General features: G+C 70.9%; 16 protein-coding genes. 8 read left to right on the top strand and 8 right to left on the bottom strand.

Features of this window, described 5'->3' with window-relative positions; genetic code table 11:
- The first annotated feature begins 1 nt into the window (after window position 1).
- Genes BKA22_RS01655 through BKA22_RS01620 form a run of 8 tightly spaced genes read left to right on the top strand, consistent with a single transcriptional unit; the run spans window position 2 to window position 7715 of the window.
- A complete protein-coding gene (locus tag BKA22_RS01655; protein WP_146951156.1) occupies window positions 2–502 on the top strand; it encodes a GtrA family protein in 501 nt (166 codons plus the stop codon).
- Window positions 499–1188, top strand: a complete 690-nt coding sequence (locus BKA22_RS01650; protein ID WP_146951155.1) for an SDR family NAD(P)-dependent oxidoreductase — start codon at window positions 499–501, stop codon at window positions 1186–1188. The genes BKA22_RS01655 and BKA22_RS01650 overlap by 4 nt, the downstream gene beginning before the upstream one ends.
- Window positions 1172–2236 (top strand): 3-dehydroquinate synthase, encoded by a 1065-nt coding sequence (locus tag BKA22_RS01645; protein ID WP_179561595.1) that lies wholly within the window; start codon window positions 1172–1174, stop codon window positions 2234–2236. Before BKA22_RS01650 ends, BKA22_RS01645 begins: the two co-directional genes overlap by 17 nt.
- Entirely contained in the window at window positions 2233–4029 is a 1797-nt protein-coding gene (locus BKA22_RS01640; RefSeq protein ID WP_218866472.1) for a thiamine pyrophosphate-binding protein, read from the top strand. Before BKA22_RS01645 ends, BKA22_RS01640 begins: the two co-directional genes overlap by 4 nt.
- Complete coding sequence (locus tag BKA22_RS01635; RefSeq protein WP_146951153.1) at window positions 4026–4829, top strand: aldolase/citrate lyase family protein; 804 nt, start codon at window positions 4026–4028, stop codon at window positions 4827–4829. Before BKA22_RS01640 ends, BKA22_RS01635 begins: the two co-directional genes overlap by 4 nt.
- A complete protein-coding gene (locus BKA22_RS01630; RefSeq protein ID WP_179561594.1) occupies window positions 4826–5776 on the top strand; it encodes an NAD-dependent epimerase/dehydratase family protein in 951 nt (316 codons plus the stop codon). Before BKA22_RS01635 ends, BKA22_RS01630 begins: the two co-directional genes overlap by 4 nt.
- The gene (locus BKA22_RS01625) at window positions 5773–6429 is read left to right on the top strand and encodes an NUDIX domain-containing protein (RefSeq protein ID WP_146951151.1); all 657 of its coding nucleotides are present in this window, start codon (window positions 5773–5775) and stop codon (window positions 6427–6429) included. The genes BKA22_RS01630 and BKA22_RS01625 overlap by 4 nt, the downstream gene beginning before the upstream one ends.
- On the top strand, window positions 6426–7715 hold the full coding sequence (locus BKA22_RS01620) for a hypothetical protein (protein WP_146951150.1): 1290 nt from the start codon (window positions 6426–6428) through the stop codon (window positions 7713–7715). Before BKA22_RS01625 ends, BKA22_RS01620 begins: the two co-directional genes overlap by 4 nt.
- On the opposite strand, the gene BKA22_RS01615 is transcribed toward BKA22_RS01620, so the two are convergent.
- Genes BKA22_RS01615 through rfbH form a run of 8 tightly spaced genes read right to left on the bottom strand, consistent with a single transcriptional unit; the run spans window position 7693 to window position 15413 of the window.
- Window positions 7693–8652: an NAD-dependent epimerase/dehydratase family protein gene (locus tag BKA22_RS01615; RefSeq protein ID WP_179561593.1), complete on the bottom strand. Its 960-nt coding sequence runs from the start codon at window positions 8650–8652 to the stop codon at window positions 7693–7695. The two genes, BKA22_RS01620 and BKA22_RS01615, sit on opposite strands and share 23 nt — an antisense overlap.
- A gap of 2 nt (window positions 8653–8654) precedes the next feature.
- A complete protein-coding gene (locus tag BKA22_RS01610) occupies window positions 8655–9668 on the bottom strand; it encodes a glycosyltransferase (RefSeq protein ID WP_146951148.1) in 1014 nt (337 codons plus the stop codon).
- A complete protein-coding gene (locus BKA22_RS01605) occupies window positions 9665–10174 on the bottom strand; it encodes a GtrA family protein (protein ID WP_146951147.1) in 510 nt (169 codons plus the stop codon). The genes BKA22_RS01610 and BKA22_RS01605 overlap by 4 nt, the downstream gene beginning before the upstream one ends.
- On the bottom strand, window positions 10171–11667 hold the full coding sequence (locus BKA22_RS01600; protein ID WP_146951146.1) for a glycosyltransferase 87 family protein: 1497 nt from the start codon (window positions 11665–11667) through the stop codon (window positions 10171–10173). Before BKA22_RS01600 ends, BKA22_RS01605 begins: the two co-directional genes overlap by 4 nt.
- Complete coding sequence (locus BKA22_RS01595) at window positions 11664–12008, bottom strand: ferredoxin family protein (protein WP_146951145.1); 345 nt, start codon at window positions 12006–12008, stop codon at window positions 11664–11666. The genes BKA22_RS01600 and BKA22_RS01595 overlap by 4 nt, the downstream gene beginning before the upstream one ends.
- A gap of 2 nt (window positions 12009–12010) precedes the next feature.
- Entirely contained in the window at window positions 12011–13051 is a 1041-nt protein-coding gene (locus BKA22_RS01590) for an NAD(P)/FAD-dependent oxidoreductase (RefSeq protein WP_146951144.1), read from the bottom strand.
- Complete coding sequence (rfbG, locus tag BKA22_RS01585) at window positions 13048–14097, bottom strand: CDP-glucose 4,6-dehydratase (RefSeq protein ID WP_146951143.1); 1050 nt, start codon at window positions 14095–14097, stop codon at window positions 13048–13050. The genes BKA22_RS01590 and rfbG overlap by 4 nt, the downstream gene beginning before the upstream one ends.
- Window positions 14097–15413 carry a lipopolysaccharide biosynthesis protein RfbH gene (rfbH, locus tag BKA22_RS01580; RefSeq protein ID WP_146951142.1) on the bottom strand — a complete coding sequence of 439 codons (1317 nt, stop codon included), beginning with the start codon at window positions 15411–15413 and terminating at the stop codon, window positions 14097–14099. Before rfbH ends, rfbG begins: the two co-directional genes overlap by 1 nt.
- Between the last annotated feature and the right edge of the window lie 105 nt (window positions 15414–15518).

Here is a 15518-nt window from a genome sequence, read left to right as displayed (position 1 = left end):
CATGACCGAGCGTGCAACCTCCTCGGCGACGCAGGACGACGGGCCGCCCAGGTCGAACCCGCTCGGTCGGCTCCTGGAGAGCCAACTCGTGCGGTTCGTCGCCGTCGGGGTGGTCAACTCGGCGTTCGGCTTCGGCCTCTTCGCGCTCCTGCAGCTGACGCTGGGCCATGTCGTGCACTACCTGGTGATCCTCACGGTCGCCCAGGTCGTCAGCATCCTCGAGGCGTACGTGCTGCAGCGCTGGCTCGTGTTCCGGGTGCGCGGGCGGTGGTGGCGTGAGCTGGTCCGGTTCTCCTCCGTGTACGCCGTGAGCTTCGCGATCAACCTGGTCGTGCTGCCCCTCCTGGTCGAGGTCGCGCACCTGCCGGTGCTGCTCTCGCAGGCGATGGTGATGGTGGGCACGGCGCTGGGCAGCTTCGTGGCGCACCGCAGCTTCACGTTCCGTCGGCCGGCCGTCGCGACCGACGTGCCGGGGTCGCCCGCACCTGGCGGGGACTCGTGAGCTCGTCGAGGCGGACCGCACTCGTCGTCGGAGGCTTCGGCGCGCTCGGCTCGGCGGTCTCGGCCGCCCTGGCCGACGACGGGGCCCGGGTCCTGCGCACGTCGCGTGCGAGCCGTCCCGGTGCCGAGGACGTCGTCGACCTGGGCGCCCCGGGTGCACTCACCGACCTGCCGCTGCTGGACGCCGTCGTCTGGGCCCACGGCGTCAACGCCAACGACTCCGTCGGCTCGCACGAGGACGACGAGCTGCGCTCGATGCTCGAGACGAACGTCGAGCTCATCGCCGCTCAGCTGCGTGACCTGCTCGCAGCCGAGCGTCTCGCCCCGCACGCCCGCGTGGTGGTCGTCAGCTCGATCTGGGAGCTGGTGGCCCGTCCGGGCAAGTTCTCGTACACGGTCACCAAGGCGGCTGTCGGCGGGCTTGTCCGCGCCGCCGCCCTCGACCTCGCTCCGCTCGGTGTGCTGGTCAACGGCGTGCTGCCGGGGGTCGTGGACACGCCGATGACCCGCAGCATGCTCTCCGACGAGCAGATCGCCCGGTTCGAGAGTGCGACGGGGTCTGGAAGGATGATCCAGCCGGAGGACGTCGCCAGCGTGGTCGCGTATCTCGCCTCCGCCCGTAACACCGGTGTGACCGGACAGTCCATCGCCGTCGATCTGGGGTTCACCGTTGGCCGCATCCTCTGAGTTCTCCGTCCGCTCCTCGACCGGGAGCTACGACGTCCGTATCGGCGCGGGTCAGTTCCGCGACGCCGTGGCGTCGGCAGCGCTCGTGGTCGTGGACGAGGCGCTCGTCGACCGGGTCCCGGCCACGGGCGTGCCGGTCCTCGCGGTGCCGGCCGGTGAGGAGACCAAGACCCTGGCAGGCTGCGAGAACCTGATCCTGAGGATGCGGGACGCGGGTGTGCGCCGCGGTGACCACGTGGTCGCGGTCGGCGGCGGCGTGATCCAGGACCTGGCGACCTTCGTGACCGACGTCTACATGCGTGGCCTGCCGTGGAGCTACGTGCCGACGACCCTCATGGCGATGGCCGACTCCTGCATCGGCGGCAAGAGCTCGATCAACGTGGGGGACGTGAAGAACCTCGTCGGAGGGATCTACCCGCCGACCGCGGTGGTCGTCGACCCCGAGTTCCTGACCACGCTCTCACCGACCGCGCGCGCGGCCGGCTTCAGCGAGGCCGCCAAGATCTCGTTCTGCCGTGGACCGGAGGCGTTCGAGGGTTACCTGGCCGCGTACGAGCGCTTCGGGAGCGAGCCCGAGGCGCTGATCGACCTCGTGCTCCGCTCCAAGCGGTGGTTCGTGGAGATCGACGAGCACGATCGCAAGGAGCGCCGGCTGCTGAACTTCGGGCACACCTTCGGACACGCCCTCGAGGTGGCCGTCGACCACGAGATCAGCCACGGCCTCGGCGTCGCGGTGGGGGTGCTGTGCGCGACGCAGCATCCGTCCGCCGGCACCGGCCCGCAGGTCGAGCAGCTCGCGGCGCACTGCCGTGCGCTGCTCGCCTCGGCGGACGGCGTCGGTGAGGCGCTGGACCGGTTCGATCCTGAGCGGTACGAGCGCGCGTTCCGCGCGGACAAGAAGCACGGTGCCGACGGCTTCCACCTGATCCTGCCCGCCGAGGGCGGCGGCGTGAAGGAGGTCCGGACGGGCAGCACCGCCCAGGACTGGGACCTGGTCCTCGCACTGACCGAGCAGACGATCATGAGCCTGAAGGGACCGACCGCGTGAAGTACAGCGACCTGATGATGGGCTGGCTGGGAGAACTCGGGTACACGCACTGCTTCTTCGTCGCAGGTGGCAACTCGATGCACCTGCTGGACGGGGCCCGCCAGACCATGACGTGCGTCCCCGTGGTGCACGAGGTGGCGGCAGGGATCGCGACCGAGTACTTCAACGAGCAGGCCCGTGCGACGGGCAGCGACGAGCGGGCCTTCGCGCTCGTGACCGCCGGGCCCGGTCTGACGAACCTGCTCACGGCCATGGCGGGCGCGTACCTCGAGAGCCGCGAGCTGCTGGTCATCGGCGGGCAGGTCAAGTCCACCGATCTCGCCGGCGACACGCTGCGGCAGCGCGGCATCCAGGAGATCGACGGTGTGGCGATGTCCGCGCCTGTGGCCGTGGTCTCGGAGCGCATCGAGCGGCCGATCAGCCGACGCACGTTCACCGATCTGGTCCAGCGGGGCAGCACAGGGCGGCCTGGTCCTGTGTTCCTCGAGATCTGCCTCGACGCGCAAGGCGCCCCCGTCGACGCTGCCTCGCTCGACGACGGCGTCGCGGAGAGGGTTTTCCCGGCTCGCGCGGGCGAGAGCCGTGCCGTGGAGGTGGTCGATGCGCTCCGCGCGGCGCAGCGTCCCGTGCTCCTGCTCGGCGGTGGGGTGAGCCGTGCGGCCGCCGCGGCCGCGCTGCCTCGGCTCCGGGAGCTGTCGCTCCCGGTCATGACGACGTGGAACGGTGCGGACCGGCTCGGGGCCGACGATGTCGTGTACGCCGGTCGACCGAACACGTGGGGTCAGCGCGCCGCCAACGTGCTCATCCAGCAGTCTGACCTCGTCCTCGCCCTCGGCACCAGGCTCGGGCTCCAGCAGACAGGGTTCAACTGGCAGCAGTTCGCCCCGCTGGCGACCGTCGTGCAGGTCGACATCGACGAGACCGAGCTCACGAAGGGGCACCCGCGGGTCGACATCCCGTGGCACGCCGACGCCGACGCCGCGCTCGTCGAGGTGCTCGACGCGGACCTGCCGACCTGGGGCGACTGGCTCGAGGAGTGCCAAGCGGTTCGCGCGCTCCTGCCCGTCATCGAGGACGTGAACACCACGGCCGAGGGTTACCTGGACCCGTACCAGTTCGTGAGCGACGTCTCGCGCGTGTGCACGCCCTCGGATGTCGTGATCCCGTGCAGCAGCGGGGGCGCATTCACCGTGACGCTGCAGGCGTTCGACCAGAAGCTGGGTCAGACGGTCATCAGCGACCACGGCCTGGCCAGCATGGGGTACGGCCTGTCGGGTGCGATCGGAGCCGCGCTGGCGGCTCCCGGCCGACGGACCGTGCTCTTCGAAGGGGACGGCGGGTTCATGCAGAACTCGCAGGAGCTCGCCACGGTCGCGGTCAACGACCTGCCGATCAAGCTGTTCCTCTTCAGCAACGAGGGCTACGCGTCCATCCGGATGACCCAGCGCGGGTACTTCGGTGGGGCGTACCTCGGCTGCGACATCCGCACGGGGCTCGGCTTCCCCGACTGGCAACTGCTCTTCCGTGCCTACGGGATCCCGGTCGCCGACCTCGACCAGCGCGGCCTGGATGCGCCCGAGGCCCGTGAGCTTTTCGACGCCCCGGGGCCGGCGTGCTTCGTCGTCCCGATCGACCCCGAGCAGACGTACTTCCCGAAGATCACCTCGCGAGTCACGGCGACTGGCAGCATGGAGTCCAACCCGCTGCACCTGATGTCGCCGGACCTCCCCGAGGACGTGGCGCGTCGCGTCCTCGGCCGCCTCACCGCCGAGCAGAAGGAGCTCACACGATGAACAAGACCGAACGCCAGATGACGGAGATCCTCCGCCGAGGCAAGGAGGAGTTCGGCTACGCCGCTGTGAAGGCGGAGTTCGAGGCCGAGGGCACCCGTATGGACGAGCTCCTGCGCCTCGTCGAGATCGCCCATGCCGCGGGTCTGCCGCTCACCGTGAAGATCGGTGGGTGCGAGGCGATCCGTGACCTGCTGGAGTCCAAGCAGATCGGCGTCCGCTACATCGTCGCGCCGATGGTCGAGACGCCGTACGCCCTCTCGAAGTACATCGCCGCGAAGGACCAGGTCTACAACGCCGAGGAGCGCGAGGACACGGACTTCCTGTTCAACATGGAGACCATCACCTGCTACGAGCACCGCGAGGAGGTCGCGACCCTGGCGGCCGGCACGCCCGGTGTCGACGGCATCGTGTTCGGTCGCGTCGACTTCGCGGGCAGCCTCGGTCTGGGCCGGGACGACATCAACTCCGAGAAGATCACGGAGTACGTCCTCAACGTCGCCGAGCTGGCGAAGGCCAAGGGCCTCGACCTCGTCGTCGGTGGTGCGGTGTCGATCGACTCGCTGCCGGTCATCAAGCGCATCCGCGAGGTCCACCTGACCCGCTTCGAGACGCGCAAGGTCGTCTTCCACGGTGCCGCTGCCGAGACCGACGAGGTCAAGCCCGGGCTGCTCAACGCGGTTCACTTCGAGCTCCTCTGGCTCCTGAACAAGCGCGAGTACTACGGGACGATCCACCGCGAGGACTCCAAGCGCATCGAGATGCTCGAGAGCCGCTGGCAGCTGCTCAGCCAGCGGGCGTGACACCGGCGGAGCTGGTCGCGAGCCTGCTCGCGGCCGGCGACGACCGCGTGGCTGTGACCGGCGCGACGGGCTGGTTCGGGGCCACTGCGCTCGACCTGCTCTACGGGGCGCTCGGGACGGAGGCGCCCGAGCGGGTCCAGGCGTACGCCAGCAGCCACCGGGTCGTGACCGTCGCCGATGGGCGTCAGGTGGAGGTCCTGCCTCTCGCCGAGCTCCCCGGGCGGGTGCCCTCGCCGACCCTGCTGCTCCACTTCGCGTACCTCACCCGGGACAAGGTGGCCGAGGTCGGTGTCGACGCGTACGTGCGCCGCAACCTCGCCATCTCCGCGACCGTGCTCGACGCGGTGGCGGCACATCGCCCCAGGGGAGTCGTGGTCTCGTCGTCCGGGGCGGTCTACGGCGCCGGACCGCGGTTCGTGGCCGATGTCGACGCGGACCCGTACGGCGCCCTCAAGCGCGTGGACGAGCTCGCATTCGCCGGGGCATGCGAGGACGTGGGGGCGACGTACGTCGTACCTCGCGTGTTCAGCGTCGCCGGACCACGCATGACCAAGCCGGAGAAGTACGCCCTCGGCAGCCTCATCGGCATGGCTGCCGGTGGCCGGCCGTTGCAGGTGAGCGCGACCGGTCCGGTGGTGCGCACGTACTGCGGCGTGGACGAGGTCGTCGCGCTGTGCCTCTGGGCGAGCGTGCGCGGGCGTTCGGTCGTGTTCGACTCCGGGGGTGCTCCGATCGAGGTCGGGGAACTGGCGAGGGTCGTCGCCTCCGTGCACGGCCGCACCGACGAGGCCGAGCGCACATGGGACCCGGCCGCGGAGGAGAACAGCTACGTGGGGGACGGCACGATGATGGCAGAGCTGGCACGGGAGGCCGGACTGGGACTCCGGGCACTCCCGGAGCTCGTGCGGGAGACCGCGCGGTGGCTGGACGGGCGCGTGCCGGGATGAGCCCCGACGCGCAACCGACTCCCGAGGTGCCGGCCGGCCACGGGTACGCGGTCGTGGAGAGCAGGGACGTCTTCCAGGGTCGTGTGGCCTCCGTCAGGTCCGACCTGGTCGAGATGCCGGGCGGCTCCGTCTCGCAGCGGGACGTCGTCCAGCTCCCCGGCGCGGTCGGCGTGGTCGCGCTCGACGACGACGGCCGGGTCCTCCTGGTGCGCCAGTACCGGCACCCGGTCGGACGGCGCCTGTGGGAGATCCCGGCTGGTCTGCTCGACTCGACGACCGAGACACCCACGGACGCCGCGCGCAGGGAGCTCTACGAGGAGGGCGGGGTGCGTGCGTCCGTGTGGCACACGCTCGTCGACCTGCTCACCTCGCCGGGGATGGCCGACGAGACCATCCGGGTGCTGCTCGCCACAGGGCTGGTGCCCGTCGGCGAAGGCGAGGAGTTCGCCCGTTTCGACGAGGAAGCCGAGATGGAGCGGCGCTGGGTGCCGCTCCAGGAGGCTGTGCGCTGGTGCCTCGACGGCTCGTTGGAGAACGGCATCACGGTCGCAGGGCTGCTTGCCGCGGCCGTGGCGGGAACTGACACGGAGTCGTTGCGTGCGGCGGACGCCCCGTGGCTTGCCCGAAAGCTGCCGACGGAGCCTGCGACGTGAGCACGCTGACGGACGTGCAAGCCGACCCGGAGGCCCGGCCCGCACGGCACGGCCACCTCGCCGATCCGGCACCCGTGTCGGCGGCGGTCGTCGTGGGCCTCGTGGGTTGGCTCGTGGCGGCCTTCGGAGCGGTCATCGCCAGCACCCCCTATCGCGGCGACGATGTCGTGAACTCCCAGGTCCACGAGAACCTCGCCAGCGTCCACTGGACGCTGTGGCACGCGATCGTGTTCAACACGACCGACTGGATGGAGCATCAAGGGCGGTTCTTCCCCGGCTCCGTGAGCTGGACGCTGTCCGTCTTCTACGTGGCCGACACGCACGCCGCCTACAAGCTGGTCCTGGTGGCGACCCTCGCGCTCGCGCTGCTCACCGCCGCTCTGCTCGTCGGCCGCGCGTCCCGTGCCTGGTCCGGGGGAGTCGTGACGGCCGTCCTCCTGCTCGGGCTCGTGCAGATTCGCGTCTGGGCGGACGCGTACACGGCGTTCAGCGGTCTGCTCACCTTGACGACCGCGGCGACGCTCGCGGCCGTGGTCCTGGTGCTGCGGTCGGGCCGATGGTGGGCGGCGCTCGGCGCGGCCCTGCTCTACTCCGGTGCGCTGCTGACCTACGAGACGGTCATCCTCTTCGTACCGCCGATCGTGCTGCTCGTGATCGTGCTCACGCGCCGGTGGAGGCGTGCCCTCGCGTTCGTCGTCCCGGCGGTGCTCCAGGCGGCCTGGGTGCTGTTCCTCCGCTCCAGGATGGTGGGTGTCGCACCTGCCTACCAGGTGGCGCTCGTGCCCGGCGACGTCCTCAGGACCACCGCTCGGCAGATGGTGGCAGCGCTCCCGCTCTCCCAGTGGTGGCTGCACGCCGACGGTGTGCCGCCGATCACGGTCGGTGCGCTGGCCGTGACGACCCTGCTCGCGGGCGTGCCCGCCGCTGTCTGCGTGTACCTCGTAGCCGGGAGAGGGCGACGCGCCCCGGGCGGTGCCGTCCCTCGTGGCGGTGCGTGGACGGTGGTGGTGCTCGGGATCTGGATGTGGGTGTCCTCGTCCGTGCTCGTCGGGATGACCCTGCGGTGGCAGCAGTCCGTCGAGCTCGGACAGGGGTATCTGCCTGTCGTGTACGGCCAGGTCGGGCTCGCCCTGGCAGGTGGTGCCGTCTGGAGGGCCCTCGACGCTCGCGTGCCGAGCACGAGAGCGCGGGCCTGGCGGCTCCTCAGCGGTGCCCTCGTCGGACTGCTCGTGGCTCTGACGCTGGCGGGCAACCTTGCCGCAGTCAGCGCCGAGAGTCTGACCTGAGCGTGCGCGGCGACATCGGGCCCGCGGTCGACGCCCGCTGGTATCGACCCACCAGGTCGCGGTAGACGGCGGCGACCCCGTTCGGCAACGGGGTGGTGGGCAGCGCGGCGAGCGAGCGGTCGGTCGTCCTGAGCGCCACGTGGCGGGCATGGGCAGAACCCGTGGCGACGACCTGCAACAACGGTGACCGCCGATGCGCGACGGCCTGCACGGTCCGGGCGATCTCCCCGATGGTGGTGGGCCTTCCGGACGCCACGACGCGTGTGACGTCCTCCGCACGTGCCAGGCACGTGTGCGCGACATGGAGACAGCGCGTCGCCGCGTCGTCGGTATAGAGGTAGTCGCGCGTGGTGTCCATCGGCACGAAGATCGAGACGGTGCGCCGCGTGAGGGCCTCGTGGCACATCGACGAGATCAGGCCCTGCCCCTTCGTGACGTCCTGGCCGGGCCCGTACAGGGTTGCCAGTCGTGCGGTCGCGAGCGGGACCCGACCGGCAAGGATCGCGCGCAACGCGTCCTCCTGGGCGAGCTTGGCACGCGCGTACCCGCTCAGCGGTGCAACCGGGCTGAGCTCGTCGGAGGCGACCGCGCGGCTCGTGCCGTAGACGCTCGCCGAGGAGGCGAAGAGCAGGCAGCCGTGGGGCTCGCCACGCCGGGCAAGTGCCTCTGCGAACTCGAGCAGCACCTGCTGCTCCTGCTCGAGCTGATCCGGAGTCGAGGCGATCACGGCGGCCCCGGCCGCCCAGACGACGACCCACGGATGGCCGTCGGCCCGCTGCCGGTGGAAGCGGTCAGCCTCGGCGCGCAGCACATCGACCGCCTCCGGCGAGCCCCACGGGATGCGTGCCGACGAGAACAGCCGTGCGGTCGAACGGGCGCGCCGGACGAGCGCGGAGCCGAGCAGGCCACCCGCGCCGACCACCCAGACGTCCGTCACGTCTATGCGGGCTGCCGACGGCGAGCGCTGTCCGGAGCCGAGACGGCGACGAAGAGGGGGCGCCCCATCGACATGCTGGCAGCGAGGCCGACGTACTCGGCGATGACGCCGAGGGACGTCAGGATGAGCCCGCCGAGCACGAGGACGGCGACGATCACCGAGGTCCACCCCTGAACGTCGATCCCGCCGAACAGGCGCTGCGCGATCAGCACGACGGCGAGCAGGAGACCGAGGACCGCGGTAGCCACGCCGACCGCCGACATGACCCTCAACGGACGGTTGCCGCTGGAGAGCACCAGCCGCCAGAAGTGCGAGACCAGGCGGCGCATGTTGTACGACGTCGCGGCACGGCCCTCGGAGCGCATGGTCACCGGGCACTGCACCGATCGCCCGACGACCCACGTCAGGGCGATGTCGAGGAAGACACCCGGCCCGCAGTAGGCGGCGACGGCGCGCGCGTGCTCGCCGTGCAGCAGCCTGAAGCTGTGGAAGGGGGTCGGGGTCGTCCCGACCAGAGCCCGCAGCACGACGCCCTTCGCCAGTCGCGACCCCAGGTTGCGGACCACCGAGTGCGGAGGCAGGTTCGTCGGGTCGGCATAGACGAGCTCGACGCCCTCGCGCAGCGCGGTGTCGATGAGTCGGCCGATGTCCTGCGGGTCGTGCTGGCCGTCCTCGTCCATGGTGACGACCCACTCGCTGGTCGTCGCTGCGAGCCCCGCGATCGTCGCGGGGTGCTGCCCGAAGTTCCGGGACAGCCACACCGCACGGACCCAGTCGTAGGTCTCCGTCAGCTCGGCGATCACCCGGTCGCTCTCGTCGGGCCCGTGGTCCCACACCAGCACCAGCTCGCGGATCCGGAAGCTGTTGCCGTCCGGGCTAGCGGTGCTCCCGGTCAGCGCCGCCATCTCGGCGACGAGCGCGGGCAGGGTGGTGGCGCCCCGGTAGACGGGGATCACCACGCTGACCTCGGCCGGTCCGGCCGTCTCGTCCGCGGGTGACCCTGGTTGGGTGCTCATGCCTTGGCGACCTCTCGTGGGGGACGCCCGCCGCGGAAGACGACGCGTCCGTACAGGACGAAGTTCCAGACGGCTGCGACGAGGATCGCAGCGATCTTGGCCGACGTGTCGACAAGGAAGCCCTCGCCCAGTCCGGCCAGCTCGGCGAGCCGGCCGACACCCGCGATGACCGCCGGCTGCACGACCCAGATGCCCAGCCCGCAGACGATCACGAAGAGCGTGATCTCACGCCGTCGGTTGTCGGTGGCGCCGAACACGAAGCTCCGGTTGCCGAAGAAGGAGACGGCCATGCCTGCGGACGTCGACAGGGTGTTGGCGAGCAGGAGCGGCATCCCGAGGCCTCGGAACAGGACGTACAGGCCCAGGTCGACGAGCGTGTTGACGACACCGACCGAGGCGAAGCGCGCGATGACGGAGCGCCCGACGGTGTCGCGCAGGCGCCGTCCGAGGCTGCGAGGGTCCGTGCCGTCGTGCACGGCCTCCGTGGACGAGCGGGGCTCGCTCATCGCGCCGGCTCCGCGGTCGGCTGCGTCGGGGTGACCGTCCCGGTCGACGGGTCGGCCTCGACCTCGTCGCCGTCGGCCCGCGCAGCGGGTCCGTCCTGGACCTGCGGCTCGTCGCCTGCGCGCGACGAGCGCCAGGCGCGCAGCGCGCCGAGGGCCACCAGTGCCATCGCCGCGAGCAGGACGGGTCCTGACACCAGCTGGTAGAGGCTCGGCACGCCGCCGACCGACCAGGCGTCGACGAGGCCGTCGGGCAGGACTGCCGTCGGGACCACGACGGGTGCCAGCACGAGGACCGTGGCGACGACGAGCGACCCGGTGGCCACACGGGTCATCCTCGATGCCGTGGTTGCCGGCCCGTCGTCGAGCGTCCCCGCCCACGTCCGTCCCGTCGGCGGCGTGCTGGTGCGTGCATCCCTGAGCACCAGCGCGGCGACCGCGAGGAGCATCGACAGGTAGTACACGTACACGGTGCTCGACGAGTACAGCACGACGCCGAATGCCAGGAACACCGTCCAGAGCGGGTTGACCCTGCGAGCGGTGAGGAGGATGACGGCTGCCAGGAGCCCGATGACGACCAGGTTCAGCAGACCGGCGGCGGACCCGAGGGCGTCGACGAGCGCAGCACGGTCGTCACCCAGCAGCGCACCGAGACCGGTCAGGTCGACGACCGTGAGCACGCCGCGCGAGGCCCCGAGACTCACCGGGTACCCGACATCGATCGACTGGATGTCGCTGTAGCCGGAGATCGCGCGGACCCAGCCGAAGAGGTTCTCGGGGAAGTAGCGCGGGAACGCGAGGAAGCCGAGCACGGTGAAGCCCGCGGTCGACACGGCGGTGAGCACGAACGTGCGGTACTGCCGGTGCGCGAGCAGGACGACCGCCAGCAGCGCGAGCTGAGGCTTCAGCAGCGCGGCCACGGTCACAGCCACGCCGACCCAGCCGAACTTCCGCCGCGAGACGGCGACGGCGAAGAGGAGGAGTGCCGGCACGGTGAGCGCGACGGTGTTCGCCCGGTCCATGGTGACGAGGAAGGCAGAGGTCGACGCGCCCACGAGGACCACGGTCACGGGCAGTCGCGAACGCAGGTTGCCCCATGCGGCCCAGACGGCGGGGACGAGCAGGCACGACCCGGCCACGACGAGGAACATCGCCGTGGGCAGCTGACCACCGCCGAGGGACTCGCCGAGCCGCCGGATCAGCAGCGAGGGCAGCCAGGCGAGTGCGGGGTAGGACGCCACCGAGCCCCAGCCCGAGTTCCAGGCGTCCTGCGCGAACAGCTCGTCGACGATCGCGAAGTCACCGAAGCAGTGGACCCCGAAGGACTCCGTGCCGATCTGGCACCAGTTGTCGGCCGGGGGAAAGACCATGAGCGTGCTGGGTACCCGCTCGAGGTAGCTGGCGGCCACCCAGAGCGTGAGGAGCCCGATCCCCAGCCCCAGCACGGCGAGTGAGCCGTACCGCTCGGCCCAGGTTCTCGCCGTGCCTGCGGTCATGCGCCGTCCCACCCGTCGACCAGCGGGATGTCCACGCCGACGGGGCCGAACGCATCGGCTCCACCGGGGTTGCCGACCGGCTCGCTCCTGCCGGGGAGGACGGTCGCGAAGAACTCGATCTCGCCGTCACGGAACGCCTCGCGGGTCTCGTCGCCCTTCGCGCGGCGCGCGGGGAAGATCGCCAGCTCGGGGCAGGCGAGCTCGCAGGCGCCGCAGTCGATGCACTCGGTGGGGTTGATGTACGTCTTGCGGCCGCCCTCGTAGATGCAGTCGACGGGGCACACGTCGATGCACGAGCGGTCCTGGGCGTCGATGCACGCCGGTCCGATGACGAATGCCATGGTCAGGCCTCCACTGCGAGCGGGGTGGGGTCGGACGCCATGGTCGTCCCCTGCTCCTCGTCCGTGGAGTGCCCTGGGAACAGGGAGAGCTCCGGGTCGATGTGCACGGCGGCGTTGTTCACGGCCGTAGCCGCCTCGCCGAAGCCGACCGCCATGAGGGGCACCTTGCCGGGGTAGCTCGTGGCGTCGCCCGCCGCGAAGACACCGGGGATGTTCGTGGCCATCGACTGGTCGACGACGAGCTTGCGGTCCACGAGCTCCAGGCCCCACGCGGCGAACGGTGAGGGTGCCGTGACGAGCCCGAGCGCGCCGACCACGGTGGTGGCCGGCAACTCCTGCTCCGAGCCGTCGCGATCGCGCAGGACGACCGAACGGACGGAGTCGTCGCCGTGGATGGCGAGCAGCTCGCAGTCGGTCAGCAGCCGGACCCCGCACTTCTCGGCGCGGGCCACGGATGCGGCGTGCGCGCGGAACGCGCGCCTGCGGTGCACCACGGTGACGCTGCGTGCGACGGGCTGCAGCTGCAGCGCCCAGTCGAGCGCGCTGTCGCCACCGCCGATCACGACCACGTCCTCGTCGGTGTGGTCGGTCGGATCCCCGACCGTGTAGGCGACGCCGCGACCGTGCCACCCGTGGCCGACGGGCAGCGTCCGAGGACGGAGGCCGCCGACGCCCGTCGACAGGACGGCAGCGCGCGCGTCCACCTGGCTGCCGTCAGCGAGCGACAGGGTCAGGGTGCCGGAGCGTTCGTCGCGCACCAGGTCGACGACCTGGGCGCCGAAGACCATCCTCGGTTCGTGGGCCTCGGCCTGCGCCACGAGACCGCGGACGAGATCGGCGCCGGGCACTGCGGGGAAGCCTGCCACGTCGTGGATGGCCTTCGTCGGGTACAACGCCGTGACCTGGCCGCCCGGCTCGTGCTGGGCGTCCAGCAGCAGCACGGACAGGCCGCGGAAGCCCGCGTAGTACGTGGCGAACAGGCCCGTCGGCCCCGCGCCGACCACGACGAGGTCGCACGAGGTGCGCGCGGCGACGGGGTTCATGCTGCGGACCCTGCTGCCGCCGTCGGGCGCCGCGCGAGGAACTCGCGGATCTGGTCCGCGGTCACCTCGGCGGCGTCAGCTCCCGAGCGGACGGCCTTCTCCCAGCTGACGGTCCACGCCAGGGTCTCCTCGAAGGAGAGCAGGTCACGCCATCTCAGCAGCAGCTCCGCCTTGCGCGCGTCGAGCGCGAGCAGGTCGGCCTCGTGAGGCTGCGGGTCCTCGTCGAGCTCGATCGACGCCCCTGCGCCCCACAGGTCGGCCACACGCGTGGCGAGGTCGCCGACCCGCACGAACGACTCGGATCCCGGTCCGAAGTTGAACGCCTCACCGGCCTGGCGGCCGGCGAGCAGCTCGTCCGCGAGCACGAGGTAGCCGTTCAGGCAGTCCAGCACGTGCTGCCACGGTCGGACCGCGTCGGGGTAGCGCAGTCGCACGCTGCGCCCCGCGGAGAACGCTGCGACGAGGTCGACCATGAGCCGCTCGGCGCACACGTCCCCGCCGCCGACGACGTTGCCGGCGCGGGCGATGGCCGTGGGAACGGTGCTCCCCGAGCTGGCGATCCAGGACTGCGTCAGGAGGTCGGCGGCCGCCTTGGAGGCGGAGTACGGATCCACGCCGCCCAGGGCGTCGTCCTCGCGGTACCCCCAGATCTGCCGCACGTTCCGGTAGACCTTGTCGGTCGTCACGATGACCTGCGCCTGCACCGACGGGGTCGAGCGCACGGCCTCGAGGACGTTGAACGTGCCGAGCACGTTCGTCTCGTGGGTGGTGCGCGGGTCCCGGTAGGACTCGCGCACCAGCGGCTGCGCCGCGAGGTGGAGCACCACGTCCGGGCCGACCTCCGTCACCGCCCGGGCAGTTGCCTCGGCATCGCGGATGTCCACCCGTAGGTCGTGATCGAGCGAGGCGCCGAGCCCCGCCTGCACGTAGAGGGACCCCGCCGTCGGGTCGAGAGCCAGACCGGAGACGCGGTGCCCCTGCGCGAGGAGCAGCGACGTCAACCAGGCGCCCTTGAACCCGGTGTGACCGGTGACGAGGTAGTGCATCAGCGTCCGCCGCGGACGAACTCGATGAGGCTGTCGGCGGCGTAGTCGAGCATGTCGTTCGTCAAGCCCGGGTACACGCCGAGCCAGAACGAGCGGTTCATGACCGTGTCGGAGTTCCGCAGGTCACCCACGATGCGGCAGTCGAGGCCACGGTAGGCGGGCTGGCGCAGCAGGTTGCCGGCGAAGATCAGGCGCGTGCCGACCTTGCGCGACTCCAGGTGCCGCATGAGGTCCTCGCGGTTGACGTTGAGGTCGTCCGCCAGGGTGATCGGGAAGCCGAACCACGCGGGGTCGGAGTGGGGTGTGGCCACGGGCAGGATGAGGCCCTCGACGTCGCGCAGGCGCTCGTAGAGGTAGTTGAAGTTCTCCTTGCGCCGGGCGACGAAGTGGTCCAGCTTCGTGAGCTGGCTCAGGCCGAGAGCGGCCTGCATGTCCGTGCCCTTGAGGTTGTACCCGATGTGGCTGTACGTGTACTTGTGGTCGTACCCCACGGGCAGGTCGCCCAGGCTCCACTCGAAGCGCTTGCCGCAGGTGTCGTCCTTGCCGGTCTCGCAGTAGCAGTCGCGACCCCAGTCGCGGAACGACTCGACCTGACGCGTCACCAGGGGGTGCTTCGAGAAGACGGCGCCACCCTCACCGGTCGTGATGTGGTGGGCCGGGTAGAACGAGACCGTCGCCGTGTCGCCGAAGCTGCCCGTCCGCTGGCCCCGGTAGGTCGAGCCGAGGGCGTCGCACGAGTCCTCCACGAGCCAGAGCTTGTGCTCCTTGCACAGCTCCTGCACGAGGTCCAGGTCGAACGGGTTGCCCAGCGTGTGGGCCATCATGATCGCTCGCGTCTTGGGCCCGATGGCCTCGCGGAGCTGGTCGCCGATGGCGTCGTAGGTGCCGAGCTCGACGTCGACGAAGACGGGGGTCAGTCCGTTCTGGATGATCGGGTTGAGCGTGGTCGGGAAGCCCGCCGCGACGGTGACGACCTCGTCACCGGGCACGAGGCGCCGCTTGCCGAGCTTCGGGCTCGTCAGCGCGGAGAGCGCGCAGAGGTTGGCCGACGAGCCAGAGTTGACGAACGAGGCCGCTCGCGTGCCCACGTAGTCGGCGAGGGTGTCCTGGAACTCGGTCGTGAACCGGCCCGCCGTCAGCCAGCCGTCGAGCGAGGAGTCGACCAGCGCGACCATGTCGGCTGCGTCCAGGACCTTGCCCGAGACCGGCACCGTGGACTCGCCGGCCACGAACTCGCGAGCCGCGAGAGACTCCTCCGCGTACTCCCTGACCGACGCGAGGATCTGCGCGCGTCGAGCATCCAACGCCTGGCTCATGTGACTCCCTGACTCGTCCGAGCAACGACCCGCCAGCATACCGGGGTGAGGTAGCCCGGCTGACGCGTGCGGGGGAGCGTTCTGCCCGTTGCCCGCTACTCTCGC

Origin of the sequence: Cellulomonas soli (assembly GCF_013409305.1) — a bacterium.
Classification (GTDB): Bacteria; Actinomycetota; Actinomycetes; order Actinomycetales; family Cellulomonadaceae; genus Cellulomonas; species Cellulomonas soli.
This window is presented reverse-complemented; position numbering and strand designations above follow the sequence as displayed.